Here is a 24,926-nt window from a genome sequence, read left to right as displayed (position 1 = left end):
GATCACGGTCAACGACGCGGACAAAAAGGAGAATCGACGATGGAAGACAGCCGGGCAAACGAAGCGCAGTCTGCGCTGTGGAACGGCCCGTCGGGGCTGGCGTGGGTCGATGCGCGGCGTGCGCTCGACCGGATGTTCGAGCCGTTCGAGACACTGCTCGCGGATGCGGCGGTGGCGGCGTCCGCCCGCCGCGTGCTCGACGTCGGCTGCGGCACCGGCGCGGTGACGCTCGCGATTGCACGGCGGCTTGGCACGGATGCGCACTGTACGGGTGTCGATATTTCGGCGCAGATGATTGCCGTCGCACAGGCACGTGCCGAACGCGACGGCCTTGACGCCGGCTTCGTGCATGCCGATGCGCAGACGCATGCATTCGCGCCGGGTCGGTTCGACCTGATCGTGTCGCGCTTCGGCGTGATGTTCTTCGACGATCCGGTACGCGCCTTCGCAAATCTCCGGCACGCGGCGCGCGCGAACGCGCAACTGCGATTGGTCGCATGGCGCGGCGCCGCCGACAATCCGTTCATGACGACGGCCGAGCGTGTCGCGGCGCCGTTGCTGCCGAACCTGCCGGCGCGGCAACCGGGGGCGCCGGGCCAATTCGCGTTCGGCGACCGGCAGCGGATCGCGTCGGTGTTGTCGGACAGCGGCTGGACCGACATCGCGATCGAGCCGATCGATATCGCGTGCGCGTTGCCGGCGTCCGCGCTGGACGACTACATCGCACGACTTGGGCCGGTCGGGCTCGCGCTTCGGCAGGTGGACGACGCGACGCGGCGGCGCGTGATCGATACGGTTCGCGCCGCGTTCGAGCGCTACGTGCAGGGCGCGGACGTGCGGTTCGACGCGGCGTGCTGGCTCGTCACGGCACAGGCGCCGTCCGCATGACGCATCACGAGAAGGACGGCGGCCCGCCATTCGACACGCGCGGAGCTGTTCACGCGTGACGAAGCGGTGCCGTGCAACAGGCGGGGATCAGCCGCGCCTTGCGCGTAGCATCAGCCACGCGCAGCCGGCCGCAACGAGCGCGAGCCCGAGCAGCACCGCCTCGACGCCCAGCGCGAAGCCCGGCGGCATCTCGCCGCTGTTCGGCACGGGCGACAGGTTGGCGGTGATCGCGATCGCGCCGCCGGCCAGCAGCGCGATGCAGACGATCCAGTAGATCCTGCCGCGCGGCGTGGCGGTGCGAATCCGCCACAGCGCGAGGCCGACGCCGCCGAGGTAAAGCACCGCGAGCGTCGCGAGTGCGACGAGGTCGCCGGTACGGTCGAGCGGAAGGCCGCTCATCGTGCGGCTCCGTCGGGTGCCGCGCGTCTGCTCAACGCGATGAACACGGCGGTCTCGTTCATTCTGCCTCCGTTGCGTGCCCCGGCGCACGGCTCAGCAGGTGCGTACGCTGGTCGGCCGCGAGCGAGACGTAGCGTTCGTATTGACGCAGCACGTCGGCGCTCAGTTCGTCGCCGCGCAGGTATTCGACGTCGTAACCGAGTCGGCCGTCCTCGAAGAACGTGACGATACCGTACACTTGCGGACGCTCCGATTCCGGCTCGGCCGCTTCGCGTACGAGGAAGGCGGCCGCGGATTTCGCCGTCACGCGCGCGCCATAGACAAAATCGCGGTGCTCCGCGGTCGGCACGGTCAGCCGTACCGCGTCGTCGCCGTCGCGTTGCACGTGCGCATCGACGCCGCCCGCACGCAGTGCGTCGGCGACTTTGCGCAGTGCGGGCTCGACGGTTTCCGCGACGAACTGGCGCGCGTCGGCCTCGGTCGTTTGCCGCAGGATGTGCGTCAGGCGATGGCGCCAGTGCTGGCCGGTCCAGAAGCTCGTCGCGGGCGCGACGTCCTGCGAATAGTGCACGCGATCGGCCGCGAGCCCGCGCCACAGCCCGTAGCACAGCGCGAGCATGATCAGGGCGACCGGCAACGCGGCGATCAACGTCATTGCCTGCAGCGCGCCGAGCCCGCCCGCGACCAGCAGCACGGCCGCCGTCACGCCCAGCAGCGCAGCCCAGAACAGCCGCTGCCAGACCGGCGAATGCGCGGCGCCGCGCGTCGCGATCTGGTCGATCACGAAGGCGCCCGAATCGGCGGACGTGACGAAGAACACCGCGATCAGCACGATCGCGGCGATCGACAGCAACTGCGGCAGCGGCAGGAAATCGAAGAAGCGGAACAGCAGCGCGTCGACACTGCCAGCCGTTTGCGCGAGCGCACCGGCCGCGCCGTGCGTGTCGAGCCAGATCGCGCTGTTGCCGAACACGGTCATCCACACGAGATTGAATGCGGTCGGCACGAGCAACACGCCGATCACGAACTGGCGGATCGTGCGGCCGCGGGAGATCCGCGCGATGAACATGCCGACGAACGGCGACCACGATACCCACCATGCCCAGTAGAGGATCGTCCAGCCGCCGAACCAGCCTTCCTCGCGCGGCGGCGCGTAGGCATAGGTGCGGAACGACAGGTCGACGAGATTCGACAGGTACTGGCCGATGTTGTCGCCGAGCGCGCGCAGCAGGAACGACGTCGGACCCGCGACGACCACGAACGCGAGCAACAGGAAAGCCAGCAGCAGGTTCAGCTCGGACAGCCGCCGCACGCCCTTGTCGAGGCCGCTCGCGGCCGATGCGCCGGCCAGGATCACGACGATCGCGACGAGCCCGATGCGGAACGCGTTGCCGCTCGTGTCCCAGCCGGCGACCGTATGCAGGCCCGCGCTCATCTGCATCACGCCGTAGCCGAGCGTCGTCGCGATGCCCGCGACCGTGCCGACCAGCGCGAACGCATCGACCGTGTGGCCGATCCAGCCGTTCACGCGTTCGCGCAGCACCGGATACAGCCCGGAGCGCAGCGTCAGCGGCAGGTTGTAGCGGAAACCGAAGTACGCGAGCACGAGCCCCATCAGCCCATAGATCGCCCACGCATGGAAGCCCCAGTGGAAGAAGGTCATCAGCATCGCCTCGCGTGCGGCGGCAGGCGTGCCGGGGTCGACGGTCGGCGGCTTCAGGAAGTGCTGCATCGGCTCGCCGACGCCGAAGTACATGAGGCCGATTCCCATGCCCGCCGCGAACAGCATGGCTGTCCACGACAGGAAGCTGAACTCGGGTTCGGCGTCGTCGGGGCCGAGTCGGATGTTGCCGAAGTCGCTTGCCGCGACCAGCACGAGGAACACGAGGAAGGTGGTGACGGCGAGCACGTAGAACCAGTCGAAGCGTGCGACGACCCATTGCTGGCCGGAGGAGAACAGCGCGCCGGCTTCGTTCGGGAGCAGCGCGCATACGACGAGCAGTGCGCCGATGACCGCGAGCGCGGGCAGCACGACCTGCGGCTTGAATGTCGTGCGGGGCGAGGGACGGGAATCTGGCATGGCTGGCATCCAGTTGTGGGCGCAACGAGGCGCGACGCCGCCCGGCGCGCAGGTCGCGCGTCGGACCCTGATACGGCGTGCGTCGAGTGTACCGCGGTGTCAGGACTGCAAGAAGGGGCATGCAGCAGGGATCAACCTGACGAATTGTAAGGTATCGGGGTGATCGCGAAAACCCGCACGCCGCGCGCTGCGTGCGAATGAAGCAGAGGACGAGGAGCGTCAGCCGGCGCCCCGGACGGTGCCGATCGTCCGGGGCGGAGGCGGGCGATGCGCTGCCGGGTGGGTTCAGAACGTCACGGCGATCCCGGCCATGCCGACGAACTGGCCGTGCGTCGTCGACGGCGTGAGCTGCTGCGAATCGCCGACGATCGGCATCGCGTCGACGATATGGCCGGCACCCAGCGCGCCGAGCGTCTGCCCGCTCGAATGCGTGTACGCCTGCAGCGCATAGAGCGTCGTGCGCTTCGACAGGCTGTACGACTCCTTCAGCGAATACTGCTGGTAGCGGGCCGCGTCCGACACGCCGTTCGCCTTCGACGCGAGCGTGTACGAGAACGCGCCGGCCACCGAGAAGGTCGGCGTGAAGCGGTACGCGGCGAGCGCGCCGTAGGTGTTGAACACGGCCGTGTCGGTGAACGCGGAGCCGTTGCCGGGCAGGTACTTCACGTTCGAGTAGTTGAGGCCCATCGTCAGGTTGCCGAGCGTGTAGTTGCCGGCGGCCGCGACCTGCTCGACGGCCTTCGCGGTCAGGTAGCCCTGGTTCAGCGCGGACACCGCGAAGCTGCCCGACGCCGCGGTCGCCGGATTCAGGAAGCCCGCCGACGAACCCGAGCTGTTGATGCGCAGGTAGCCGGCCGCGATCCCGACCGGCCCGTTCGCATAGCGCAGCGCGGCGCTGAACGTGTTGCCCTTGCCGGTCGCGCCGGCGATGCCGCCGAACGCGTACATCGCGCTCGCGGTCAGTCCGGAGAAGGTCGGCGACGTGTAGGTGACCGAGTTGTTCACGCGGACCGTCGTGTCGAGGCCGTCGATGTCGCCCGGATGCGCGCCCGTCGCGCCGGTCAGCCAGCTGCTCGACGCGTACGGGCCGACCAGCAGGAAGTACGGCGTGTACTGGCGGCCGGCCGTGACCGTGCCGTAATGGTCGTTGCGCAGCCCGACGAAGGCCTGGCGGTTGAAGATCGTGCCGGCGGAAGCTTGCGCGCCGGTGTTCAGGTTGAAGCCGGACTGCAGGTCGAAGATCGCGTGCGTGCCGCCGCCGAGATCCTCGTCGCCGCGCAGCCCGAACTTCGACGCATACAGGTTGCCGTCGCGCATGTACACGTTCGAGTGGCCTTGCTGGTTGTTCACGTACGCGAGCGAATCGTCGACCACGCCGTACAGCGTCACGCTGCTCTGTGCATGGGCGACGGAAGCGCCGAGCGACGCGGCCGATAAAATCAGGATTGCATAGCGATGTTGCGCTGATTTCATTGTCGATCTCCAAGTCTCTTCAGGGGGGCGGGAGGCTGACCGGCCTCCTCTTTGGTGGAGGGGGGAGGGGCGGGCCGCGGGTACGGCCCGCCCGATCAGGGTTCGGCGCTTGCCCGCGCTTGCGCGGTCAGTCGTCGAGTGCCATGACGATGCGACGCCACGCGCCGTCGCGGGCATCGTGTTCGATGCGCGCACCGCGTACGGCAAGCGCGCCTTGCAGCGACGCCGGCAGCAGGATCTCGACACGCTCGGCCGGGCGATGCATGCGGCCGTCCCAGCGGACCGACACGCCGAGTTCGCCCGACGCCTGGCGTCCGGTCTCGATGCGCCACAGCCCGTATTCGCCGTCGCGCCACGCTTCCGTTTCGCCGTCGTCCTCGACGCATTCGCCGTACGCGACGCCGTCCCCGAGGCGCGGCGCGACGAGGAAGCCGCGCGTGTCCGCGCGCGCGCCGAACCGTTGCCCGGCGACGTTCAGCGGCAGCACGCGGCCTTCACGCAACAGCATCACCGGCGTGTCGAGCGGCGCGGGCAGCGTCACGCTCGCGCCGCCGTCGAACGATTGCGCGCTCGCGCAGCACAGCCAGCGCGCACCGGACGGCAGGTAGACCGAGCGCTCCGTGCGACCGGCGTCGACGACCGGCGCGACCAGCAGCGCGTCGCCGAGCATCATGTCGTCGCATTCGTCGTAGCAGCGCGGGTCGCCGGGGAAGTCGCCGAAGGTCGGCCGCAGCACGGGCTCGTAGCGCGTGGTCGACAGCCACAGCAGGTGATAGAGATAAGGCAGCAGCCGGTAGCGCTGCTTGATCAGCGACGCGATCTGCGCGGTGATCTCCGGATACATCCACGGCTCGTTGACGGTGCCGTCGTCATTCCACGAATGGATGCTGAAGCGCGGCATGAAGATGCCGAACTGCACCCAGCGCAGCAGCAGTTCGGGCGACGGCGCGGGACCGGAAAAGCCGCCGATGTCATGGCCGATGTTCGACACGCCCGACAACGCGAGCCCGAGGCCCATCTTCAGGTTGTAGCGCAGCGTTTCCCACGACGTGGTGTTGTCGCCGGACCAGGTCTGCACATAACGCTGCATGCCGGCGCCGCCGGAGCGCGACACGAGGAACGGCCGCTGCGCCGGCGCATGCGTGCGCTGCGCTTCGCGCGATGCGCGCATCATCAGCATCGTCTGCAGCACCTTCGCCTCGCGCGCGGGGAACGGTTGGCCGAAACCGTGCGCGATCGCGTCGGGCGACCAGATCTCGTATTCGTTGTTGTCGTTCCACGTCGACTCGATCCCGTAATCGAGCAGCGCCGACGTGACCTGTTCGCGCCACCAGCGGTAGGCGTCCGGCTGCGTGAAGTCGATATATGCGCCGACCTCGTCCCAGAACTGCACCCACGCCGGCTCGCCGGACGCCGAGCGGATCAGCAGCCCGCGCCGCGCGGCGTCGTCGAAAGCGGGGTGGTCGCGCAGCAGGCACGGCTTGATGTTCGCGCACAGGCGGATGCCGTGGTCGCGGTAGTGCTGCACGAATCCCTTCGCGTCGGGGAACTTGTCGCGGTTCCAGTTGAACACGTAGCGCTTCGCGCCGATCGACGTATAGCCCGACGACAGGTGGAACGAATCGCACAGGATGTCGTGCGCGTCGCACTGCTCGACGAACTGGTTCATCTGCCGTTGTGCGTCCGGCGCATCGGTGTAGCTCATCGTCGAGCCCGAATAGCCGAGCCCCCATTTCGGCGTGCGCGCCGGGCGCCCGGTGAGCCACGTGAAGCGCCGTGCGGCCGTGAGCGGCGTGTCCGGCGACGCGATGAAGTAGTAGTCGAGATCGCCGTGCTCGGCGACGAAGTAGCGATACAGCCCGTGGTAGTTGTCGAGCTCGCGGCCCATGTCGAATGCGCAATCCGACAGCGTGTCGTAGAAGAGCCCGAAGCCCTGGCACGCGTCGGGCGACCACGTCACGTAGAACGGAATGTGCTTGTAGAGCGGGTCCGTGTGCTTCGCGCTGTAGCCCATCGCGTCGATGTTGCGCATCTCGAAGCGCGCGCCGGTGCGGTCGAGGTCGCCCGCGCGTTCGCCGAGGCCGAACACCTTGTCGCCGCGTTCGCGTGCGACATAGTGATAGGCGCGGTTGTCCCACCAGCCGAAGTTGTACGCCTGCGTCGCGCGGTCGGCGAGCACGACGCGCCACGCGCCGTCGGCGCCGCGCATCGACCACGTGCAATGGCCGCCTTGCCGGCTCACGGCGAGACGGATCTGCGTGGTCTCGATGCGCACGCCGCCGCCGTCTTCGGCGAAGTCGTAGGCGGGCAGCGCGAAGCCGCTCAGGTCGAGACGGTCGCGGCCTTCGAGCGGCACGTCATCGAGGCCCGGTGCGATCGTCCACGTGCGCGGATTGCGCGCCGTCGCGTCGGGCAGCACGCGCACGCGCACGATGTCGTCCTCGAGCACGAAGATCTCGAGGGTCGCGCCCGTGTCGGACGCGAGCAGCACACGGTTCGCCTGCCGGGCGGCGACGCGGAACACGGGCGGATGAAGAAGCGAAGTCATGAAGGCGATTCCTGGTGAGTGCGGAGGTCAGGCGTGCTGCGCGAGCAGGCGTTCCTGCTTCGACTGACCGCGGATCAGCATCGCGAGCAGCGTGACGCCGATGATGTCGAACAGGCCGAGGCATGCGAACAGCGGGGCGTAGCCGATCTTGTCGGCGAGCGCGCCGACCAGCAGCGAGAAGCCGAGCCCGCCGATCCACGCGGCCATGCCCGCGAAGCCGCTGGCGGTGCCGACTTCCTCGGGATCGAACACGTCGGCCGACAGCGTGTTGACGAGCGCGGAGATCATCTGGTGCGCGAAGCCGCCGACGCAGAACAGGGCAATGGCGGTATACGGCGACGACACGAGCCCGATCATCGCCGGCCCGAGCATCAGCACCGCGCCGAGCGCGACGCCGGCGACGCGCGACCATACGAGCGGCAGCTTGAACCGGTTCGCGAGGTAGGGCGACAGGTAGCCGCCGGCGATGCCGCCGAGGTCGGCCGCGAGAAACGGCATCCACGCGAAGATGGCGATCTGCGTGAGCGCCATGTGGCGCTCGGTGGCGAGGTACAGCGGAATCCAGAAGCTAAAGGTTTGCCACGCGGGTTCCGCGAAGAAGCGCGGCAGCGCGATCGCCCAGAAACGGCGCGCGGTGACGACGTCGCGAATCCGGCGCTTCGACACGGCCGGCATCGTGGCCTGGCCGTCGCGGATCAGCATGCGCTCCTGCGACGTGAGGCGCGGATGATCGGCCGGCGACCGGTACTGCGTGTACCAGAGCGCGGCCCACGCGAAGCCGAGCGCGCCGGTGACCATGAACGCGGATTGCCAGCCGAACCGCATCGACAGGAACACGACGAGCGGCGGCGCGATCGCGGCGCCGAGCGACGTGCCCGCGTTGAAATAGCCGACCGCGACCGATTTCTCGCGATCGGGAAACCATTCGGCGACGGCCTTCATCCCCGACGGAATCGCGGCGGCCTCGAACAGCCCGAGCAAGCCGCGCAGGATGCCGAGCGACAGCCAGCCCGACGCGAAGCCGTGCGCGACGCCGACCACCGACCACAGCATCGCGAACAGCGCGAACCCGAGCTGCAGCCCGATCAGGTCGACGACGAACCCGCACACCGGCTGCATGATCGTGTAGCCGATCTGGAACGCGCCGACGATGTACGAGTATTGCTGCGTCGAAATGTCGAACACATGCTTCAGCTCCGGCGCAAGCACCGCGAGGGAATTTCGTGCGAGGTAGTTGAGGATCGTGCCGAGACATACCAGCACGATGATCCACCAGCGCAACGCCTTGACTGTTTTCACTGCTGTCTCCTGATCCATGCAAGTTGCCCGGCGGGGGGGCTCGCCGCGTCTTATTTGTACGATGTCCGATCTTGATAGGCGCCGATACGCCCGATTTTTCCCGGAATAACCGTGTTCAATCGAACATTCCACTCCGGTTGGAAGCCAATGTTATCTGACGACTGATCATTTTCGAACATCCTATGTTCGAATTCGAATCCGGTCAACGTGAATCTGCATTCGAACGAACGTGCCCGGGGTTTTCCCGATGAGTCTGCGGATGCGGTGTCTGGTGCGTCGCACGACGACTGAGCGCCGAACGCCCGCCTGACGGTGCCGAGCGGCCTTCGCGCGAGCGACTGCATCAGCCGGGCCCGGCAGGGGGCGTGACAACCCTGATGAAAATTTATTTTTTTCCGGTCGGCGGATTGTGTAAATTGATTTTCATCCACCTTGCAAAACCATTCGCATGACGCCTCTCGTTCCGCACGATGCCAGTCAGGATGAATCCGTGATCGCGGAGCGCATCGCGTCGGCCATGCCGCGAATGACGCCGATCCACCGCCGGATGGGCGAGTTCGTGCTCGCGAATCCGTTCCGCGCGGCGACGATGCGGATCGACGAACTCGCGCAGGCGGTGAACGCATCGATCGCGACCGCGAACCGCTTCGCGAAGGCGCTCGGCTTCGACGGCTATCCGGCGATGCGCGCGGCACTCGTGCGCGGCTTCGAGGCGACGCTTGGGCCCGTCGAGCGGCTGCGGTCCGCGCAGGAGCAGGAACAGGAGCAGGGCGTGCGCGGCGCCGCATGGATCGACGCGGTGTTCGACCAGGCCGTCGCGAACATCGAGAACACGCGCGCGCAGCTGAATGCGGCCGATGTCGAGGCGGCCGTCGAGGCGATCGTCGGCGCGCGGCGCGTGCTGATCCTTGGCGCCGGCTCGAGCGCGTTTCTGGCCGGGCTGGTGGAACATGGCTTGTCGGTGTGCCACGACAACGTGCAGTCGCTCGCGCTGCTCGGCGGCCCGTCGCATGCGGCGCGGCGCCTGTACACGGCCGACTCGCGCGATCTCGTGATCGCGCTCGCGTTTCCGCGCTACGTGAAGGACACGATCGAGCTGGCCCGCCGCGCGGCGGCGCGTGGCGCGCGCGTGCTCGGCATCTCCGACGGGCCCGCTTCGCCGCTTGCACCGATCGCGTCGCTGAATCTGTACGTCAAGGCCGAGCGGCGTTTCGCGGCCACGTCGGAAGCGGCCGTGCTGACGATGATCGAGGCGCTGATCGACGCGGTCGCGCTGCGCACGCACCGCTCCGCGAAGTCTGCCGCTGAAATGACCGAATTCCTGTTGCCGTGGCTGGTCCAGCCGCAAGCGGCGCTGCCGGCCGTCAACCCTTCTTCCTCCGGTCCGAAAAAATCATGACTTCACCCGCGATCGTCGCGATTCATGGCGGTGCAGGCACGATCCTGCGCGATGCGATGGACACCGATACCGAACGCCAGTACCGCGCCGAACTCACCGCGATCCTGCAGGCCGCGCAACAGGTGCTCGCCGACGGCGGCAGCGCGCTCGATGCCGTCACCGTCGCGGTGCGGATGCTTGAAGACTGTCCGCTGTTCAACGCCGGGCGCGGCGCCGTCTATACGGCCGAAGGCAAGCACGAACTCGACGCGGCGGTGATGGACGGCACGACGCTCGCGGCCGGCGCGATCTGCTGCGCGACCCGCGTGCGCAATCCGGTCCTCGCCGCACGGCGCGTGATGGAGGCGAGCGAGCACGTGCTGTTCGCGGGCGCGGGCGCCGACGCGTTCGCGGCCGCACAGGGCCTCGAACTCGCCGAGCCCGGCTACTTCGACACCGAAGCGCGTCGTGCGCAGTGGCTCAAGGCGCGCGCGGCGGCCGCCGGCACGATGCTCGATCACGATGCCGCGACCTTCTCGTTCGGCGCCGGGCAGCCGGCCGAGCCGCTCGATCCCGACCGCAAGCACGGCACGGTCGGCGCGGTCGCGTGTGACATGCACGGCCATGTCGCGGCGGCGACGTCGACCGGCGGCATCACGAACAAGCAGCCCGGACGCGTCGGCGATTCGCCGATCATCGGCGCCGGCTGCTATGCGGACGACGCGACCTGCGCGGTATCCGCGACGGGCACCGGCGAGATGTTCATCCGGCTCGCGACCGCGCATGACGTGGCCGCGCAGATGGCCTATCGCGGCGCGTCGCTCGCCGACGCCGCGCACGACGTCGTGATGAACAAGCTGCCGCGCCTGGCAGGGCGCGGCGGGATCGTCGCGGTCGACGCGCACGGCAACGTCGCGATGCCGTTCAACACGGAAGGGATGTATCGCGGCTACGCGCGCGTCGGCGAGACGCCCGTGGTCGGCATTTATCGCGACGATGCGGCCTGATTCCGGATCGTACGAGGAGACCTTCGCATGACTTCGAGCCGAACCCCGTCCGCGCTGGTGCTGCCGGAACAGCGTGTCATCGCCGTCGACGACCTGTCGGTCGTGTTCCGCCGCGAACACGCGACGTTCGACGCGGTGCGCAACGTGTCGTTTCACGTCGATCGCGGCGAGACGCTTGCGATCGTCGGCGAATCGGGCTCCGGCAAGTCGGTCACGTCGCTCGCGCTGATGCGGCTCGTCGAGCACGGCGGCGGCGAGATCACGAGCGGCCGGATCGCGTTGCGGCGCCGAGGCGGTGCTGTCGTCGACCTCGCGCAGGCGAGCGCCGCGACGATGCGCGGGATCCGCGGTGCGGACATCGCGATGATCTTCCAGGAGCCGATGACGTCGCTGAACCCGGTGTTTACGGTCGGCGACCAGATCAGCGAGGCGATCGCGCTGCACCAGTCGAAGAGCCCGACGGAAGCGCGCGCGGAAGCGTTGCGGCTGCTCGATCTCGTGCGCATTCCGGAGGCGCGCCGCGTGTTCGCGCGCTATCCGCACCAGTTGTCCGGCGGGATGCGGCAGCGTGTGATGATCGCGATGGCGCTGTCGTGCCGGCCCGCGCTCCTGATCGCCGACGAACCGACCACCGCGCTCGACGTGACGATCCAGGCGCAGATCCTGCAACTGATCCGCGGCCTGCAGGACGAAATGAACATGGGCGTGATCTTCATCACGCACGACATGGGCGTGGTTGCCGAAGTGGCCGATCGCGTGCTCGTGATGTATCGCGGCGAGAAGGTCGAGGAGGGCGAGTCCGAGCGCATTTTCGCGACGCCCGCGCATCGCTACACGCGTGCGCTGCTCGCGGCCGTGCCGCGGCTCGGCTCGATGCACGGCACCGATATCCCCGAGAAATTCCCGCTGCTGAAGGTGGACGGCGCGAGTGCCGCCGCGCCGGCGCCTGCCGCGAACGACGCGCGCGATGCGGCCGCGACCCCCGCCGCCGGGCAGCCGCATGTCGATCCGGCCGCACCGCCGATCCTGCGCGTGCGCGATCTCGTCACGCGCTTTCCGGTGAAGAGCGGCGTGTTCGGCCGTGTGTCGCAGTACGTGCACGCGGTCGAGCGCGTGAGCTTCGAACTGCGCGCGGGCGAGACGCTTGCGCTCGTCGGCGAATCGGGCTGCGGCAAGTCGACCACCGGCCGCTCGCTGCTGCGCCTCGTCGAATCGCAGAGCGGCTCGATCGAATTCGACGGCCGCGACATCAGCGCGCTGAAGGGCCATGACCTGCAGGCGCTGCGCCGGAACATCCAGTTCATCTTCCAGGATCCGTTCGCGTCGCTGAACCCGCGCCTGACGGTCGGCTTCTCGATCATGGAGCCGCTGCTCGTGCACGGCGTCGCGAGCGGCCGCGAAGCGCAGGCGCGCGTCGACTGGCTCCTCGACAAGGTCGGCCTGCCGCCTGAGTCCGCGCGCCGCTATCCGCACGAATTCTCGGGCGGCCAGCGCCAGCGGATCGCCATCGCGCGCGCGCTCGCGCTGAATCCGAAGGTCGTGATCGCCGATGAATCGGTGTCCGCGCTCGACGTGTCCGTGCAGGCGCAGATCGTGAACCTGATGCTCGACCTGCAGCGCGAGCTCGGCGTCGCGTATCTGTTCATCTCGCACGACATGGCCGTCGTCGAGCGCATCAGCCATCGGGTCGCGGTGATGTATCTCGGCCAGATCGTCGAGATCGGCCCGCGCCGTGCGGTGTTCGAGGCGCCGCAGCATCCGTACACGAGGAAGCTGATGAGCGCGGTGCCGGTGGCCGACCCCGCGCGCCGGCATGCACCGCGCCAGCTCGCCGCGGACGAGATTCCGAGCCCGATCCGCGCGGCCGGCGACGAGCCGGTCGTCGCGCCGCTCGTCGCGGTCGGCCCCGATCACTACGTCGCGACGCATCGCGTCGGCGGCGCGTATTGATTGCACGGCGAGGCGCATATGGACCGCAGCTGCGCACGCGCCAGGCAACGGCGTCATTTTCCCGAGCGGATGCAGTCACGCCGCGATTTCCACCACGCGTTACCGAATCATCCACAGGAGCCAGACAAAATGAACAAGCCGCATTCGTTCCCGATGTTCCGTCCGCGCGCGTTCCTCGCTGCGGGAGCCGGCGCGCTCGCGCTGTCGGTCGCGGCGCCCGCGTTCGCGCAACAGAACGTCGTGGTCGCCGTGTACTCGACGTTCACGACGATGGACCCGTACGACGCGAACGACACGGTGTCGCAAGCCGTCGTCAAGTCCTTCTACGAAGGGCTGTTCGGCTTCGACAAGGACATGAAGCTCGTGAACGTGCTCGCGACGAGCTATGAAGCCAGCCCCGATGCGAAGACATACACGGTCAAGCTGCGTCCGGGCGTGAAGTTCCACGACGGCACCGATTTCAACGCCGCCGCGGTGAAGGCGAACTTCGACCGCGTGACCGATCCGGCGAACAAGCTGAAGCGTTACGGGCTGTTCCGCGTGATCGAGAAGACCGAGGTGGTCGATCCGATGACGGTGCGGTTCACGCTGCACGAGCCGTTCTCCGCTTTCATCAACACGCTCGCGCACCCGTCGGCGGTGATGATTTCGCCCGCCGCGCTGAAGAAGTGGGGGCACGACGTGTCGCTGCATCCGGTCGGCACGGGCCCGTTCGAGTTCGTCGAATGGAAGCAGACCGACGACATGAAGGTGAAGAAGTTTGCCGGCTACTGGAAGAAGGGCTATCCGAAGGTCGATTCGATCGACTGGAAGCCGGTGGTCGACAACAACACGCGCGCAGCGCTGCTCAAGACCGGCGAGGCGGATTTCGCGTTCACGATTCCGTTCGAGCAGGCGGCCGACCTGAAGAGCAACCCGAAAGTCGAATTGATCGAGCGGCCGTCGATCATCCAGCGCTACATCTCGCTGAACACGCAGAAGAAGCCGTTCGACAATCCGAAGGTGCGTGAAGCGCTGAACTACGCGGTCAACAAGGAAGCGCTCGCGAAGGTCGTGTTCGCCGGCTACGCGACCCCGCAGACGGGTGTTGCTCCGGTGGGCGTCGAATATGCGACCAAGCTCGGACCCTGGCCGTACGATCCGGCGAAGGCGCGCGCGCTGCTGAAGGAGGCCGGTTATCCGAACGGCTTCGAGTCGACGCTCTGGTCCGCGTACAACCATTCGACGGCGCAGAAGCTGATCCAGTTCGTCCAGCAGCAGCTCGCGCAGGTCGGTGTGAAGGTGCAGGTGCAGGCGCTCGAGGCCGGCGAGCGGGTCGCGAAGGTCGAGAGCGCGCAGGATCCGGCGACCGCACCGGTACGGATGTACTACAGCGGCTGGTCGGCCTCGACGGGCGAGGCGAACTGGGCGCTGTCGCCGCTGCTCGCGTCCACGTCGGTGCCGCCGAAGCTCTACAACACCGCGTACTACAAGAACGGTGCCGTCGACGACGATCTCGCGAAGGCGCTGGAGACGACCGACCGCGCGAAGAAGGCCACCCTGTATGCCGATGCGCAGAAGCAGGTGTGGGCCGACGCGCCGTGGATCTTCCTGGTGCAGGAGAAGATCGTTTATGCGCGCAACAAGCGCCTGCACGGCATGTACGTGATGCCGGACGGTTCGTTCAACTTCGACGAAATCTCGGTGAAATGACGGCGGTTTGCCCGCTGTGCGGCGCCGGCGGCGCAAGCTGCCGGCGCGCTGATTCGATCGGTGCCCCATGCTGAATTTTCTCGTCAAACGCCTGTTCGGCCTGCTGCCCACGCTCGCGATCGTCGCGGTGCTGGTGTTCCTGTTCGTGCACCTGCTGCCGGGCGACCCGGCACGGCTCGCGGCAGGCCCGGAAGCCGACGACGCGACGGTCGCGCTCGTGCGCGCCGATCTCGGGCTCGACCGGCCGCTGCCCGCGCAGTTCGCGAACTTCTTCGTGAAGATCGCGCACGGCGATTTCGGGACGTCGACGCGCAGCAAGCGGCCGGTGTCGACCGAGATCGGCGAGCGCTTCATGCCGACGCTGCTGCTGACGCTCGTCAGCATGGTCTGGGCGACGGCGTTCGGGATGGCGATCGGGATCGCGTCGGCGGTATGGCGCAACCGCTGGCCCGACCGCCTCGGGATGACGATCGCGGTGTCGGGCATCTCGTTTCCGGCGTTCGCGCTCGGCATGCTGCTGATGGAGATCTTCTCGGTGAAGCTCGGCTGGCTGCCGGTCGTGCCGGACGGCACGTGGAAGAGCTACGTGCTGCCGTCGCTGACGCTCGGCGCCGCGGTCGCGGCCGTGATGGCGCGCTTCACGCGTGCGTCGTTCGTCGAGGTGCTCAACGAGGACTACGTGCGCACCGCGCGCGCCAAGGGCGTGCACGAGCCGATGGTCGTGCTCAAGCACTGCCTGCGCAACGCGATGATCCCGGTCGTCACGATGATGGGGCTGCAGTTCGGCTTCCTGCTCGGCGGCTCGATCGTCGTCGAGGCCGTGTTCAACTGGCCGGGGCTCGGGCGCCTGCTGGTCGATGCGGTGACGATGCGCGATTACCCGGTAATCCAGGCGATCGTGCTGCTGTTCTCGCTCGAGTTCATCCTGATCAACCTGACCGTCGACGTGCTGTACGCGGTCATCAACCCGACCATCCGGTTCAAGTGAGAGTGAGGCGCGCATGAACGCGACTGTCCAGCCCGCGGCGTCGGCCGCATCGAGCGCGATCCGCACGCCGTGGCGCGAATTCTGGCGCAAGTTCCGCAAGCAGACCGTCGCGCTGGTCGCCGGCGGCTTCGTGCTGGCGCTCGTCGTGCTCGCGTTCGTCGGCCCGCACATCGTGCCGTTCGATCCGGAGAACTATTTCGACTACGAGGCGCTGAATTCGGGGCCGTCGGCCGTGCACTGGTTCGGCGTCGACTCGCTCGGCCGCGACATCTTCAGCCGGATCGTCACCGGCACGCGCATCTCGCTCGCGGCCGGCTTCTTCTCGGTCGCGCTCGGCGCGCTCATCGGCACGTTCTTCGGGCTGCTCGCCGGCTACTACGAAGGCTGGTGGGACCGCATCACGATGCGCGTGGCCGACGTGCTGTTCGCGTTCCCGGGGATCCTGCTCGCGATCGGCGTGGTCGCGATCCTCGGCAACGGGATGATCAACGTGATCTGCGCGGTCGCGATCTTCAGCATTCCGGCGTTCGCGCGGCTCGTGCGCGGCAACACGCTGATGCTCAAGCACATGACCTACGTGGAAGCCGCGCGCAGCATCGGCGCGTCCGACTGGACGATCATCATGCGGCACATCCTGCCGGGCACCGTGTCGTCGGTCGTCGTCTACTTCACGATGCGGATCGGCACGTCGATCATCACGGCCGCGAGCCTGTCGTTCCTCGGGCTCGGCGCGCAGCCGCCGACGCCGGAGTGGGGCGCGATGCTCAACGAGGCGCGCGCGGACATGGTGACCGCGCCGCACGTCGCGATCTTCCCGAGTCTCGCGATCTTCCTGACCGTGCTCGCGTTCAACCTGCTCGGCGACGGGCTGCGCGACGCGCTCGACCCGAAGCTGGAGCGGCGCTGATGCGTGCAGTCCCGATGTGGGCCGCGACGCTGCCGGCCGGGCCGCGCGGCACGATCGCCGACGTGCCGGGCGTGACGGTCGGCCATGCGACGCTCGATGCCGGCGACGTGCAGACGGGCGTCACCGTCGTGAAGCCGCATCCGGGCGACCTGTACCGCAGCAAGGTGCCGGCCGGCGCGGCCGTGATCAACGGCTTCGGCAAGAGCGTCGGGCTCGTGCAGGTCGACGAACTCGGCACGCTCGATACGCCGATCGCGCTGACCAACACGTTCGGCGTCGGCGCGGTCGCGCAGGCACAGATCCGCGCGGCGATCGCGGAGAATCCGCACATCGGCCGTGACTGGTCGACCGTCAACCCGCTCGTGTTCGAGTGCAACGACGGCTATCTGAACGACATCCAGGCGTTCGCGGTGACGGCCGCGCATTACGACGACGCGTGCCGCACGGCGGCGCGCGACTTCGCGCGTGGCGCGGTGGGCGCCGGGCGCGGGATGTCGTGTTTCGACCTGAAGGGCGGGATCGGCTCCGCATCGCGCGTGGCCGTCGCGGCCGGCCGGCCATATACGGTCGGCGCGCTCGTGCTCGCGAATTTCGGGCGGCTGCCGATGCTGACGCTCGGCGGCGTGCCGCTCGGGCGTGTCGTCGCGCAGCGGCGCGCCGCCGCGGACGCGCACGCGGCGGCGCCCGAGCAGGGCTCGATCATCCTGCTGCTCGCGACCGATGCGCCGCTCGACGCGAGGCAACTGTCGCGGCTTGCGCGCCGCGCCGGCGCGGGGCTCGCCCGCACCGGCTCGGTCTACGGGCATGGCAGCGGCGACATCGCGCTCGCCTTTTCCACCGCATACACGATCGCGCACGACGCGTCGACCGTCGCGCTGCCGGCCCTCGTGGCCGATGCGGCGCTCGATCCGCTGTTCATGGCCGCGGCCGAAAGCGTCGAGCATGCGATCGCCGACGCGCTGCTGCAGGCCGTGACCGTGGCCGGCCGCGACGGCCACGTGCGGCAATCGCTGCGCGACGCGGTGCCCGATCTCGATCGGTTATTCAACGAAGGCAACGAAGGAAGTCCGATCCATTCATGAAGATTCTGATCTCGACCGACATCGAGGGTGTCGCCGGCGTGTTCGCCGTCGAGCAGACGCGTGCCGGTAATCCGGAATACGAACGCGCGCGCCGCTGGATGACCGCCGAGGCGAACGCGGCGATCGAAGGCGCGTTCGCGGGCGGCGCGCAGGCCGTCTGGGTCAACGATTCGCATGGCGGCTTTCGCAACTTGCTGCCCGACGGGCTCGATGCCCGTGCACGCGTCGTGCTCGGCAAGCCGCGCCCGCTGGGGATGATGGCGGGCCTCGAGCAGCAGCCCGACCTCGTGTTCATGATCGGCTTTCACGCGAAATCGCAGACGCGCGGCGTGCTTGCGCACACCATCAACAGCTTCGCGTTCACGCAGGTGTGGCTGAACGGCGTCGAACTCGGCGAAGCCGGGCTGTACGGCGCGCTGGCGCGCGAATACGGCGCGCACGTCGCGCTGGCGTCGGGCGACGACGTGTTCGCCGAGGAAACCCGGCCGTTGTTTCCGGACGCGCGTTTCGAGACGGTCAAGACGGCCGGCGGCGCATCGAGCGGCGACACGCTCACGCCGGCCGCGTCCTGCGCGCGCATCGCGATCGCCGCACGCGAAACGGTCGCGCATGCGCTGTCGTCCGGCTGGCGCGCGACCGTGCATCGGCCCGCGCCGGCCGCTTGCACGCTGCGCGTGCAGACGGCCGCGCTCGCCGATCTGTTCTGCGTGCTGCCGTCGCTCGAGCGGGTCGACGCGGTGACGCTGCGCTTCGACGGGCCGTCGGTCGAGCACGTGGTGCGCACGCTGAACAGCCTGTCGGCCATGTCGTTCATGCTGCGATGACGCGTGCCGACCGGATGCCGCCGATGCGATGGCGGCCGTCCCCCACGCGATGAAACGTATTGGGCATGTCCGCTCCGATGAAGTCGCTATCCGGCCGATTCGGCCGTCGGGTCTTGCGGCCATCCGGTCACGCAAGCGCGGAGCGGATCGTAGACCGATCGAAGGTGACCCGCCTTCGATATCGGGTCATTCATGATGGAATTCGGGCCTTGAGAAATACGCTGCTGGATCCCTGCGAACACATTCCCCGTAGCGTCGTGGTGACCGCCAACGACTACGCGGCGGGTACGACGTTTCCTGAGCGCGCGCACGGGCGCGGGCAGTTCGCGTTCGCGTCGTGCGGCACGATCAGCGTGTCGACGCCGCACGGCCACTGGCTGGTGCCGCCGCAGCGCGCGTGCTGGGTGCCGGCCGGCGTACGGCACGAAATGACGATGACCGGGCCGGTCACGATGCTCAACACGTTCGTGTCGGAAGACGCGGCCCGGGCAGCGGGGCTGCCGGCCCAGTGCGGCGTGTACGGCGTGTCGCCGCTCTTGCGGCAGCTGATCGACGATGCGATCGACCTGCCGGCGATGTACGACGTCGACGGCCGGGCGGGCAAGCTGATGGCGCTGCTGGTCGCCGAAATCGCGACGATGCCGCGGTTGTCGCTGCACGCGCCGCTGCCGGCCGACGCGCGCCTCGCGAAGATCTGTCGGCATCTGTTCGCGTCGCCGTCGATCGCGGCCGATCTCGACCAGGTGGCAACCGATGCGGGCGTGAGCCGGCGCACGTTTACGCGGCTGTTCCGCGCGCAGACCGGCGTGAGTTTCGCCGCGTGGCGTCAGCAGGTCTGCATGCTGGCGGCGATTACCCGCCTGAGCGACGGGCAGCCGGTGACGCGTGTCGCGCTCGATCTCGGATACGCGAGCGCGAGCGCCTTTACGTCGGCGTTTCGCCGCATCCTCGGCGAAACGCCGAGCCGGTATCTGGAGGTTCGCCGCTAGCCGGAGCGGACGCGCGGCGCGTGCGGCGCCATGCTTCGGGCGCGGACGAAAAAAACGCGCCTGCCAGGTTTCGGTCAGACGCGCTTAAAGGCACTCGGTCAGAAAAAATGCGCGACCAGCCAGCGGGGCAGCGTTCGCGCATCGAATCGTGAAATTGTTGCTTTTTACGATTCAATTCCATCGGTGATAGGCAGATAGCAAAGCATACGCCGCATAACGCGCAAACGATATCGTGCGGCCCGAACGATTCATGTGCTGTCGCAGCATGCGTTTCAATCGCGCGTTTGAGAACGGGGTCGCAAGCCGTCAACCATGGGCGTTGGCGATGCAGACCGGATGTGGTGCGGCACGGCATCGAATGTTGGGGCCCGAAAACGAAAACCGCCGCGTGGCGTAATACCTGTTGGTATCGCGCCACGCGGCGGTTTGGTGCAAACACAGCCGGCCAGCGCCGGCTCGCGCGTCACACGTCGAAGAACACGGTCTCGTCCGGCCCCTGCATGCGGATGTCGAAGCGATACACGACGGGCCGGCCCGGCTGCGCATCGCGCTTCGCGACGAGCGTCGTGCGGCGTTCGGCCGGCACCAGGTTCAGCACCGGATCGGCCGCGTTCGCCGCGGCTTCGTCGTCGAAATACACGCGGGTGAACGCGTGGGTCAGAATCCCGCGCATCATCACGGTCACGTTGATGTGCGGTGCTTCGTCGTCGGCGATGCGGCCCGGCTTCACCGTCGGGACGACGAAGCGGTGCTGCGCATCGGTGCCCGTGCCGACGCGTGCGAAGCCCGTGAAGCCGGACTTCGCGATGTCGTCACGCGATGCGGGATAGCGGCCCGCGCCGTCCACCTGCGTGAATTCGAGCACCGCGTCGCTGACGACGTTGCCGTCGCCGTCGAACACCTGACCGACCAGCAGCACGTGCTCGCCTTCGGCGTCCGGCGTGGCGATCGTCGGCGTGAACAGGCTCTTCAGGTCGTAGTCGTATTGCTGCGGGCACAGGCCGTACGCGAAGTACGGGCCGACCGTCTGCGAAGGGGTTTGCTTCAGCGTCGTCATGGTTCAGCGCTCCATCGGGGTAGCGTCGCGGCCGCGCAGCACGATGTCGAATTCGTAGCCGAGCGCATAGCCTTCTTCGGTGATGTCCATCGAGAAACGCGAGATCAGGCGGTCGCGCGCCGCTTCCGGCGTGCCCTGGAAGATCGGGTCGTACGCGAGCAGCGGATCGCCGGGGAAGTACATCTGCGTGACGAGGCGCGAGCCGAAGTAGTCGCCGAACAGCGAGAAGTGGATATGGTTCGGGCGCCACGCGTTCGGATGGTTGCCCCACGGATATGCGCCGGGCTTGATCGTCAGGAAGCGGTAGCGGCCTTCGGCGTCGGTCATGCAGCGGCCTGCGCCGAGGAAGTTCGGGTCGAGCGGCGCGTCATGCTGATCGACCTTGTGCACGTAGCGGCCGGCCGCGTTCGCCTGCCATACCTCGACGAGCGTGTTGCGCACGGGCTTGCCGCCTTCGTCGAGCACGCGGCCGGTGACGACGATGCGCTCGCCGAGCGGCTCGCCGTTCTTCACGGCGTTCTTCGTCAGGTCGTGGTCGAGCGCGCCGAGATCCTCGGCGCCGTAGACGGGCGCGTACTGGTCGCGCAGCTTTTCCTTCAACGGGATCATCGGGCGGGTCGGGCCGCGCTTCACCGACGAACGGTACTCGGGGTGGACATACGCGGGATGCGACGGCCAGTCGCGCGGTGTGAGGATCGTGGGGGAATCCATCGGGCGTCTCCTGATAGGTATTTCGCGAAGTGGATGGCAAGACTTTAGCCAATCCGTAAAGTTATGCAAAATGACCTTTTTTCGCGAATCGCATAACCGTTCGTTATGTTCGACGGCGCCAATGAAAATCCGCCGGACAGGCGGCCTGTCCGGCGGAAAAAAGCGATCGGGCTTCGCGGCGTCGGCGACGACGCCGTGCACGGCCCTCCAGCCAGCCCGTCGCTGCTTTTTTATATGTCGTCGTTGTTATCCGGTCTCCCCGAGCGTGCCCGTCGTTGGTCCTTCGTCCCTCGTCGTTAGGGCCGGGCGGGATCGAATACGATCCCGTCGAATTCGAGCGACAGCGTGCCGCTGCGCAGCAGCGCGGCCGGTGTCGCGGCGCGGTCGGCGCCGAGCACGTCGCTCGCGTAGTGCTCGCAAAACCCGCGCTGCGACAGCAGGTTGAAGCGGCCGCAGAGCAGCGCGTCGATCCGCTGTTCGGCCAGCGCGTGCACGTTGCGCTGCGCGTCGGCGGTCGGTGCCGCGACGCGGCGAGCCAGCGCGATGCGTCCACCGTCGGCGCGGGCGACGAAGCGCGACAGCGGCGTGAGCTTCGTCCGCGCAAACGCGGGCTCGGCGATCAGCGGCTCGTCGCCCGACGTATCGACGACGATGCCGAAGCGAGCGGCCCACGCGCCGGCGTCGCCTGCCGCGTCGCGGGACGCGCCGCCCGGTACGCGGATGAACACGAGATCCCCGACGTGCGCGCTGGCGGCCAGCGTGCGCACCGTGGCGAGCGGCAGCGTGCGATCCGTGTCGCGGGCATCGCGGGGCGCGATGTAATGCGGGTCGCAGGCAGGCGTGTCGATTCGGGTGTTCATCGCGGCTCCGTCGGGGAGTGACAGGACGGAGCGGATTATGCAGACAAGTACCCAAAAGTGCTTGTATGGATACTTGAGTAGCCTAATATCCGACCTTGAGCATCGTTTTTCGATACCGGCATGACCGAGACCGCCCAACTCATCGAAACGCTGAAGCGCCAGCTGAAGGCGCAGGGAATGACCTACCGCGACGTCGCGCGTGCGCTCGACGTGTCCGAGACGAGCGTGAAGCGGCTGTTCGCGAGCGGCCGCTTCACGCTGGAGCGCGTCGCGGAGATCGCGCAGCTGCTCGGCTATACGCTCGCCGAGCTCGTGCAGGAGGCGTCGGCCTCCGCGCCGCGCTTGCGCGTGCTGACCGAGCAGCAGGAGGCGCTGCTCGTATCGGACGAGAAGCTGCTGCTCGTCGCCGTTTGCGCGGTCAACTACTGGACTGTGCAGGACATCGTGTCGGCCTATTGCCTGACGCAGGCCGAGTGCGTGAAATACCTGCTGATGCTCGACCGGATGAACGTGATCGCACTGCTGCCGGGCGACCGGATCCGCGTGCGCGTCGCACGCGATTTCGACTGGCTGCCGGGCGGGCCGATACGCCGGTATTTCCGTGCGCACGTGCTCGACGACTTTCTCGGCAGCCGCTTCGACGGCCCGGGCGAGACGATGACGTTTTCGCAAGGAATGCTGACCGAGGCGGCCGCCTCGGAGCTCGAGCAGGAGCTTCGGCGGCTGAGCAGCAAGGTGGCCGCGCTGCATGCGGAATCGTCGTCCGCGCCGCTCGGGCAGAAGCGCGGCACGGCCCTGTTGATCGCGAAGCGGATCTGGGAGCCGACCGGATTCCATGCGCTGCGGCGTCATGCGTGACGTCGTGGCGAATGCTTGGGACTTTCCGGAAAGTTATGCAGAATGGTATTTCATCGCCACTCGCATAACCACCCGTTATGAATAACCGTATCGCCGACGGCCGCGTCAAATTCCGGCACCTGCAGTGTTTTCTCGCGGTCGCGCAGTTGGGCGGCGTGCAGAAGGCGGCCGAAAGCCTGTCGATCACGCAGCCGGCCGTGTCGAAGACGATCGCCGAACTGGAATCGATCCTCGGCGTGAAGTTGTTCGAACGGGGGCGGCACGGCGCGCAGCCGACCCGCGAAGCGCAACTGTTCATCCCGCATGCGAATGCGTGCGTGCTGGCGCTGCGGCAGGGCGTCGGGCTGCTCGCGCGAGAAGGCGGCGCGGCTGCGGCGACGCTCGAAATCGGCATGCTGCCGACGGTTGCGGCATCGCTCGCGCCGGCGCTGATGAAGGCGCTGACCGCACGCTGGCCGCGCATCGTGGTGCGGATCGCAACGGCCGCGAATGCCGAACTGCTGGAGCGCCTGAAGGCGGGGGCGATCGAATGCGCGATCGGGCGGTTGTCGGAGCCGGAGCGGATGATCGGGCTCGCGTTCGAGCAGTTGTACAACGAACCGCTCGTCGCGGTTGTGCGCGCCGGCCATCCGCTGCTGGCGAGCATCGCGCCGGCCGCCGAACTCGCGCGCTACCCGGTCGTGCTGCCGCCGTTCGGCACGCTGATCCGCCAGTCCGCCGAGCAACTGCTCGGTGCATGCGGCGCGCCGCCGCTGGATTCGTTCATCGAGGTGCTGTCGGTGTCGGTCGCGCGCGCGCTCACGCTCGAGAACGATGCGGTCTGGTTCGTGCCGCTCTATGCGGCCGAGTACGACCTGTCGGCCGGTGCGCTCGCGCGGCTGCCGCTGCCGTCCGCGGGCACCGACGAGCCGGTCGGGCTCGTGCTGCGCACCGATGCGCAACCGTCTCCCGTCGCCCGGACGCTGATCGACGCCGTGCGCGACATCGCGCAGGCACGGTTCGGCGCCGCGCACACCCATCGCGCACCCCGCGGCGCGCGCAAGCCGGCTCGCCGCGAGCGTTGAGACGCCGGGCAGGGCGTGGGCGGGTAACGTCCGGCTGCCGTTCTTTCCGCGTCATGCGTTAGCCGTTCGGTCAGTAGCGGGTTTCGTCGTGCTTGGCATATCGTACCGTTTTTGATACGCTCGATGACACGACGATGGCGAGACAGCAGATTCAGATCACGCTCGGCGTGCGGTTCTTCCGCACCGCGCGTGGCAACGAGCCGGTGCGCGAATGGCTCAAGGCGCTCGGGCAGATCGAGCGCCGGGTGATCGGCGAAGAGATCAAGACCGTTCAACTCGGCTGGCCGCTCGGCATGCCGCTGGTCCGGAAGATGTCGAGGGATCTGTGGGAAATCCGCGTGATGTTGCCGCGGCGAAGCGCGCGTGTGCTGTTCACGGTCGTCGGCGACACGATGGTGCTGCTGCACGCGTTCTTCAAGCAATCGCAGGCCACGCCGTCCGACGATCTCGACGTGACCGTCGCGCGGCTGAAAGCGCTGACGTGCGCCATCTGAATTCCCCGGTTGCGCCGGCACATGCGATCGCCGCCGTGCCGGCCGGCCACGCCATGCACTGGAGTACCCATGACGACCACGAACAACCCGCATATCGGCAGCGACTTCGACACCTTCCTCGAAGATGACGGCCAGCTCGAAGCGGCCACCGCCACCGCGATCAAGCGCGTGATCGCGTGGCAGATCGGACAGGAAATGAAGGCGCAGCACATCACGAAAACCGCGATGGCCGCGCGGATGAAGACCAGCCGCGCCGCGCTCAACCGGCTGCTCGACGAAACCGATACGAGCCTCACGCTCGCGACGCTCGCGAGCGCGGCCACCGCACTCGGCAAGCGGCTCAGCTTCGCGCTGGTGCCGGCCTGACGCGGACGAAAT

General features: G+C 67.9%; 22 protein-coding genes. 14 read left to right on the top strand and 8 right to left on the bottom strand.

What is annotated here, in order from left to right:
• Nucleotides 1-39: 39 nt before the first annotated feature.
• Entirely contained in the window at nucleotides 40-888 is an 849-nt protein-coding gene (locus DIE23_RS08450) for a class I SAM-dependent methyltransferase (RefSeq protein WP_124611703.1), read from the top strand.
• An 87-nt stretch (nucleotides 889-975) separates the two neighbouring features.
• On the opposite strand, the gene DIE23_RS08445 is transcribed toward DIE23_RS08450, so the two are convergent.
• The 5 genes from DIE23_RS08445 to DIE23_RS08425 all read right to left on the bottom strand — a co-directional run bounded on the left by DIE23_RS08445 (nucleotide 976) and on the right by DIE23_RS08425 (nucleotide 8,687).
• Nucleotides 976-1,287 carry a hypothetical protein gene (locus tag DIE23_RS08445; protein ID WP_124611702.1) on the bottom strand — a complete coding sequence of 104 codons (312 nt, stop codon included), beginning with the start codon at nucleotides 1,285-1,287 and terminating at the stop codon, nucleotides 976-978.
• 58 nt (nucleotides 1,288-1,345) lie between these two features.
• Nucleotides 1,346-3,367: a BCCT family transporter gene (locus DIE23_RS08440; protein WP_124611701.1), complete on the bottom strand. Its 2,022-nt coding sequence runs from the start codon at nucleotides 3,365-3,367 to the stop codon at nucleotides 1,346-1,348.
• A gap of 285 nt (nucleotides 3,368-3,652) precedes the next feature.
• Entirely contained in the window at nucleotides 3,653-4,840 is a 1,188-nt protein-coding gene (locus DIE23_RS08435; protein WP_124611700.1) for a porin, read from the bottom strand.
• A gap of 127 nt (nucleotides 4,841-4,967) precedes the next feature.
• Nucleotides 4,968-7,388: a glycoside hydrolase family 31 protein gene (locus DIE23_RS08430; RefSeq protein WP_124611699.1), complete on the bottom strand. Its 2,421-nt coding sequence runs from the start codon at nucleotides 7,386-7,388 to the stop codon at nucleotides 4,968-4,970.
• Nucleotides 7,389-7,415: 27 nt separating this feature from the next.
• Nucleotides 7,416-8,687, bottom strand: a complete 1,272-nt coding sequence (locus DIE23_RS08425; protein WP_124611698.1) for an MFS transporter — start codon at nucleotides 8,685-8,687, stop codon at nucleotides 7,416-7,418.
• A 448-nt stretch (nucleotides 8,688-9,135) separates the two neighbouring features.
• On the opposite strand from DIE23_RS08425, the gene DIE23_RS08420 reads away from it, so the two are divergent.
• The 9 genes from DIE23_RS08420 to DIE23_RS08380 all read left to right on the top strand — a co-directional run bounded on the left by DIE23_RS08420 (nucleotide 9,136) and on the right by DIE23_RS08380 (nucleotide 19,504).
• The gene (locus tag DIE23_RS08420) at nucleotides 9,136-10,086 is read left to right on the top strand and encodes a MurR/RpiR family transcriptional regulator (RefSeq protein WP_124611697.1); all 951 of its coding nucleotides are present in this window, start codon (nucleotides 9,136-9,138) and stop codon (nucleotides 10,084-10,086) included.
• On the top strand, nucleotides 10,083-11,072 hold the full coding sequence (locus tag DIE23_RS08415) for an isoaspartyl peptidase/L-asparaginase family protein (protein ID WP_124611696.1): 990 nt from the start codon (nucleotides 10,083-10,085) through the stop codon (nucleotides 11,070-11,072). Before DIE23_RS08420 ends, DIE23_RS08415 begins: the two co-directional genes overlap by 4 nt.
• A 27-nt stretch (nucleotides 11,073-11,099) precedes the next feature.
• A complete protein-coding gene (locus DIE23_RS08410) occupies nucleotides 11,100-13,022 on the top strand; it encodes a dipeptide ABC transporter ATP-binding protein (RefSeq protein ID WP_124611695.1) in 1,923 nt (640 codons plus the stop codon).
• A 129-nt stretch (nucleotides 13,023-13,151) separates the two neighbouring features.
• Complete coding sequence (gsiB, locus tag DIE23_RS08405) at nucleotides 13,152-14,714, top strand: glutathione ABC transporter substrate-binding protein GsiB (protein ID WP_124611694.1); 1,563 nt, start codon at nucleotides 13,152-13,154, stop codon at nucleotides 14,712-14,714.
• Between the two features lie 67 nt (nucleotides 14,715-14,781).
• Nucleotides 14,782-15,702 (top strand): glutathione ABC transporter permease GsiC, encoded by a 921-nt coding sequence (gsiC, locus tag DIE23_RS08400; RefSeq protein WP_057928296.1) that lies wholly within the window; start codon nucleotides 14,782-14,784, stop codon nucleotides 15,700-15,702.
• Nucleotides 15,703-15,715: 13 nt separating this feature from the next.
• A complete protein-coding gene (gene gsiD, locus DIE23_RS08395; protein ID WP_124611693.1) occupies nucleotides 15,716-16,609 on the top strand; it encodes a glutathione ABC transporter permease GsiD in 894 nt (297 codons plus the stop codon).
• Nucleotides 16,609-17,691 carry a P1 family peptidase gene (locus DIE23_RS08390; protein WP_124611692.1) on the top strand — a complete coding sequence of 361 codons (1,083 nt, stop codon included), beginning with the start codon at nucleotides 16,609-16,611 and terminating at the stop codon, nucleotides 17,689-17,691. Before gsiD ends, DIE23_RS08390 begins: the two co-directional genes overlap by 1 nt.
• Nucleotides 17,688-18,515 (top strand): M55 family metallopeptidase, encoded by an 828-nt coding sequence (locus DIE23_RS08385; RefSeq protein WP_124611691.1) that lies wholly within the window; start codon nucleotides 17,688-17,690, stop codon nucleotides 18,513-18,515. The genes DIE23_RS08390 and DIE23_RS08385 overlap by 4 nt, the downstream gene beginning before the upstream one ends.
• Before the next feature lie 209 nt (nucleotides 18,516-18,724).
• Nucleotides 18,725-19,504 (top strand): helix-turn-helix domain-containing protein, encoded by a 780-nt coding sequence (locus tag DIE23_RS08380; protein ID WP_124611690.1) that lies wholly within the window; start codon nucleotides 18,725-18,727, stop codon nucleotides 19,502-19,504.
• Nucleotides 19,505-19,967: 463 nt separating this feature from the next.
• Here DIE23_RS08380 and pcaG read toward each other — a convergent pair whose 3' ends face one another.
• The 3 genes from pcaG to DIE23_RS08365 all read right to left on the bottom strand — a co-directional run bounded on the left by pcaG (nucleotide 19,968) and on the right by DIE23_RS08365 (nucleotide 22,132).
• Nucleotides 19,968-20,561, bottom strand: a complete 594-nt coding sequence (pcaG, locus tag DIE23_RS08375) for a protocatechuate 3,4-dioxygenase subunit alpha (RefSeq protein ID WP_124611689.1) — start codon at nucleotides 20,559-20,561, stop codon at nucleotides 19,968-19,970.
• Between the two features lie 3 nt (nucleotides 20,562-20,564).
• The gene (gene pcaH, locus DIE23_RS08370) at nucleotides 20,565-21,272 is read right to left on the bottom strand and encodes a protocatechuate 3,4-dioxygenase subunit beta (RefSeq protein WP_124611688.1); all 708 of its coding nucleotides are present in this window, start codon (nucleotides 21,270-21,272) and stop codon (nucleotides 20,565-20,567) included.
• A gap of 296 nt (nucleotides 21,273-21,568) precedes the next feature.
• On the bottom strand, nucleotides 21,569-22,132 hold the full coding sequence (locus DIE23_RS08365) for a hypothetical protein (protein WP_124611687.1): 564 nt from the start codon (nucleotides 22,130-22,132) through the stop codon (nucleotides 21,569-21,571).
• Nucleotides 22,133-22,252: 120 nt separating this feature from the next.
• Here DIE23_RS08365 and DIE23_RS08360 point away from each other — a divergent pair, with 120 nt between their 5' ends.
• The 4 genes from DIE23_RS08360 (at nucleotide 22,253) to DIE23_RS08345 (ending at nucleotide 24,914) form a co-directional block, all read left to right on the top strand.
• Nucleotides 22,253-22,990 (top strand): helix-turn-helix domain-containing protein, encoded by a 738-nt coding sequence (locus DIE23_RS08360; RefSeq protein WP_124611686.1) that lies wholly within the window; start codon nucleotides 22,253-22,255, stop codon nucleotides 22,988-22,990.
• 77 nt (nucleotides 22,991-23,067) lie between these two features.
• Nucleotides 23,068-24,054 (top strand): pca operon transcription factor PcaQ, encoded by a 987-nt coding sequence (gene pcaQ / locus DIE23_RS08355; protein ID WP_124611685.1) that lies wholly within the window; start codon nucleotides 23,068-23,070, stop codon nucleotides 24,052-24,054.
• Nucleotides 24,055-24,188: 134 nt separating this feature from the next.
• Nucleotides 24,189-24,548 carry a type II toxin-antitoxin system RelE/ParE family toxin gene (locus tag DIE23_RS08350; protein WP_124611684.1) on the top strand — a complete coding sequence of 120 codons (360 nt, stop codon included), beginning with the start codon at nucleotides 24,189-24,191 and terminating at the stop codon, nucleotides 24,546-24,548.
• 69 nt (nucleotides 24,549-24,617) lie between these two features.
• Nucleotides 24,618-24,914, top strand: coding sequence for an XRE family transcriptional regulator (locus tag DIE23_RS08345; protein WP_124611683.1), 297 nt, complete (start codon nucleotides 24,618-24,620; stop codon nucleotides 24,912-24,914).
• Nucleotides 24,915-24,926: the final 12 nt, after the last annotated feature.

Origin of the sequence: Burkholderia sp. Bp9143, assembly GCF_003853645.1 — a bacterium.
Taxonomy (GTDB): domain Bacteria; phylum Pseudomonadota; class Gammaproteobacteria; order Burkholderiales; family Burkholderiaceae; genus Burkholderia.
The sequence above is the reverse complement of the archived record's forward strand: the minus strand, read 5'-3'. Positions and strand labels throughout refer to the sequence as shown.

What these genes read in the sequence shown, in the direction of transcription:
- DIE23_RS08450 (WP_124611703.1), top strand. Translation starts at nt 40, where the DNA reads ATGGAAGACAGCCGGGCAAACGAAGCGCAGTCTGCGCTGTGGAACGGC.
- DIE23_RS08445 (WP_124611702.1), bottom strand. Translation starts at nt 1,287, where the DNA reads ATGAGCGGCCTTCCGCTCGACCGTACCGGCGACCTCGTCGCACTCGCG.
- DIE23_RS08440 (WP_124611701.1), bottom strand. Translation starts at nt 3,367, where the DNA reads ATGCCAGATTCCCGTCCCTCGCCCCGCACGACATTCAAGCCGCAGGTC.
- DIE23_RS08435 (WP_124611700.1), bottom strand. Translation starts at nt 4,840, where the DNA reads ATGAAATCAGCGCAACATCGCTATGCAATCCTGATTTTATCGGCCGCG.
- DIE23_RS08430 (WP_124611699.1), bottom strand. Translation starts at nt 7,388, where the DNA reads ATGACTTCGCTTCTTCATCCGCCCGTGTTCCGCGTCGCCGCCCGGCAG.
- DIE23_RS08420 (WP_124611697.1), top strand. Translation starts at nt 9,136, where the DNA reads ATGACGCCTCTCGTTCCGCACGATGCCAGTCAGGATGAATCCGTGATC.
- DIE23_RS08415 (WP_124611696.1), top strand. Translation starts at nt 10,083, where the DNA reads ATGACTTCACCCGCGATCGTCGCGATTCATGGCGGTGCAGGCACGATC.
- DIE23_RS08410 (WP_124611695.1), top strand. Translation starts at nt 11,100, where the DNA reads ATGACTTCGAGCCGAACCCCGTCCGCGCTGGTGCTGCCGGAACAGCGT.
- gsiB (WP_124611694.1), top strand. Translation starts at nt 13,152, where the DNA reads ATGAACAAGCCGCATTCGTTCCCGATGTTCCGTCCGCGCGCGTTCCTC.
- gsiC (WP_057928296.1), top strand. Translation starts at nt 14,782, where the DNA reads ATGCTGAATTTTCTCGTCAAACGCCTGTTCGGCCTGCTGCCCACGCTC.
- gsiD (WP_124611693.1), top strand. Translation starts at nt 15,716, where the DNA reads ATGAACGCGACTGTCCAGCCCGCGGCGTCGGCCGCATCGAGCGCGATC.
- DIE23_RS08390 (WP_124611692.1), top strand. Translation starts at nt 16,609, where the DNA reads ATGCGTGCAGTCCCGATGTGGGCCGCGACGCTGCCGGCCGGGCCGCGC.
- DIE23_RS08385 (WP_124611691.1), top strand. Translation starts at nt 17,688, where the DNA reads ATGAAGATTCTGATCTCGACCGACATCGAGGGTGTCGCCGGCGTGTTC.
- pcaG (WP_124611689.1), bottom strand. Translation starts at nt 20,561, where the DNA reads ATGACGACGCTGAAGCAAACCCCTTCGCAGACGGTCGGCCCGTACTTC.
- pcaH (WP_124611688.1), bottom strand. Translation starts at nt 21,272, where the DNA reads ATGGATTCCCCCACGATCCTCACACCGCGCGACTGGCCGTCGCATCCC.
- DIE23_RS08365 (WP_124611687.1), bottom strand. Translation starts at nt 22,132, where the DNA reads ATGAACACCCGAATCGACACGCCTGCCTGCGACCCGCATTACATCGCG.
- DIE23_RS08360 (WP_124611686.1), top strand. Translation starts at nt 22,253, where the DNA reads ATGACCGAGACCGCCCAACTCATCGAAACGCTGAAGCGCCAGCTGAAG.
- pcaQ (WP_124611685.1), top strand. Translation starts at nt 23,068, where the DNA reads ATGAATAACCGTATCGCCGACGGCCGCGTCAAATTCCGGCACCTGCAG.
- DIE23_RS08350 (WP_124611684.1), top strand. Translation starts at nt 24,189, where the DNA reads ATGGCGAGACAGCAGATTCAGATCACGCTCGGCGTGCGGTTCTTCCGC.
- DIE23_RS08345 (WP_124611683.1), top strand. Translation starts at nt 24,618, where the DNA reads ATGACGACCACGAACAACCCGCATATCGGCAGCGACTTCGACACCTTC.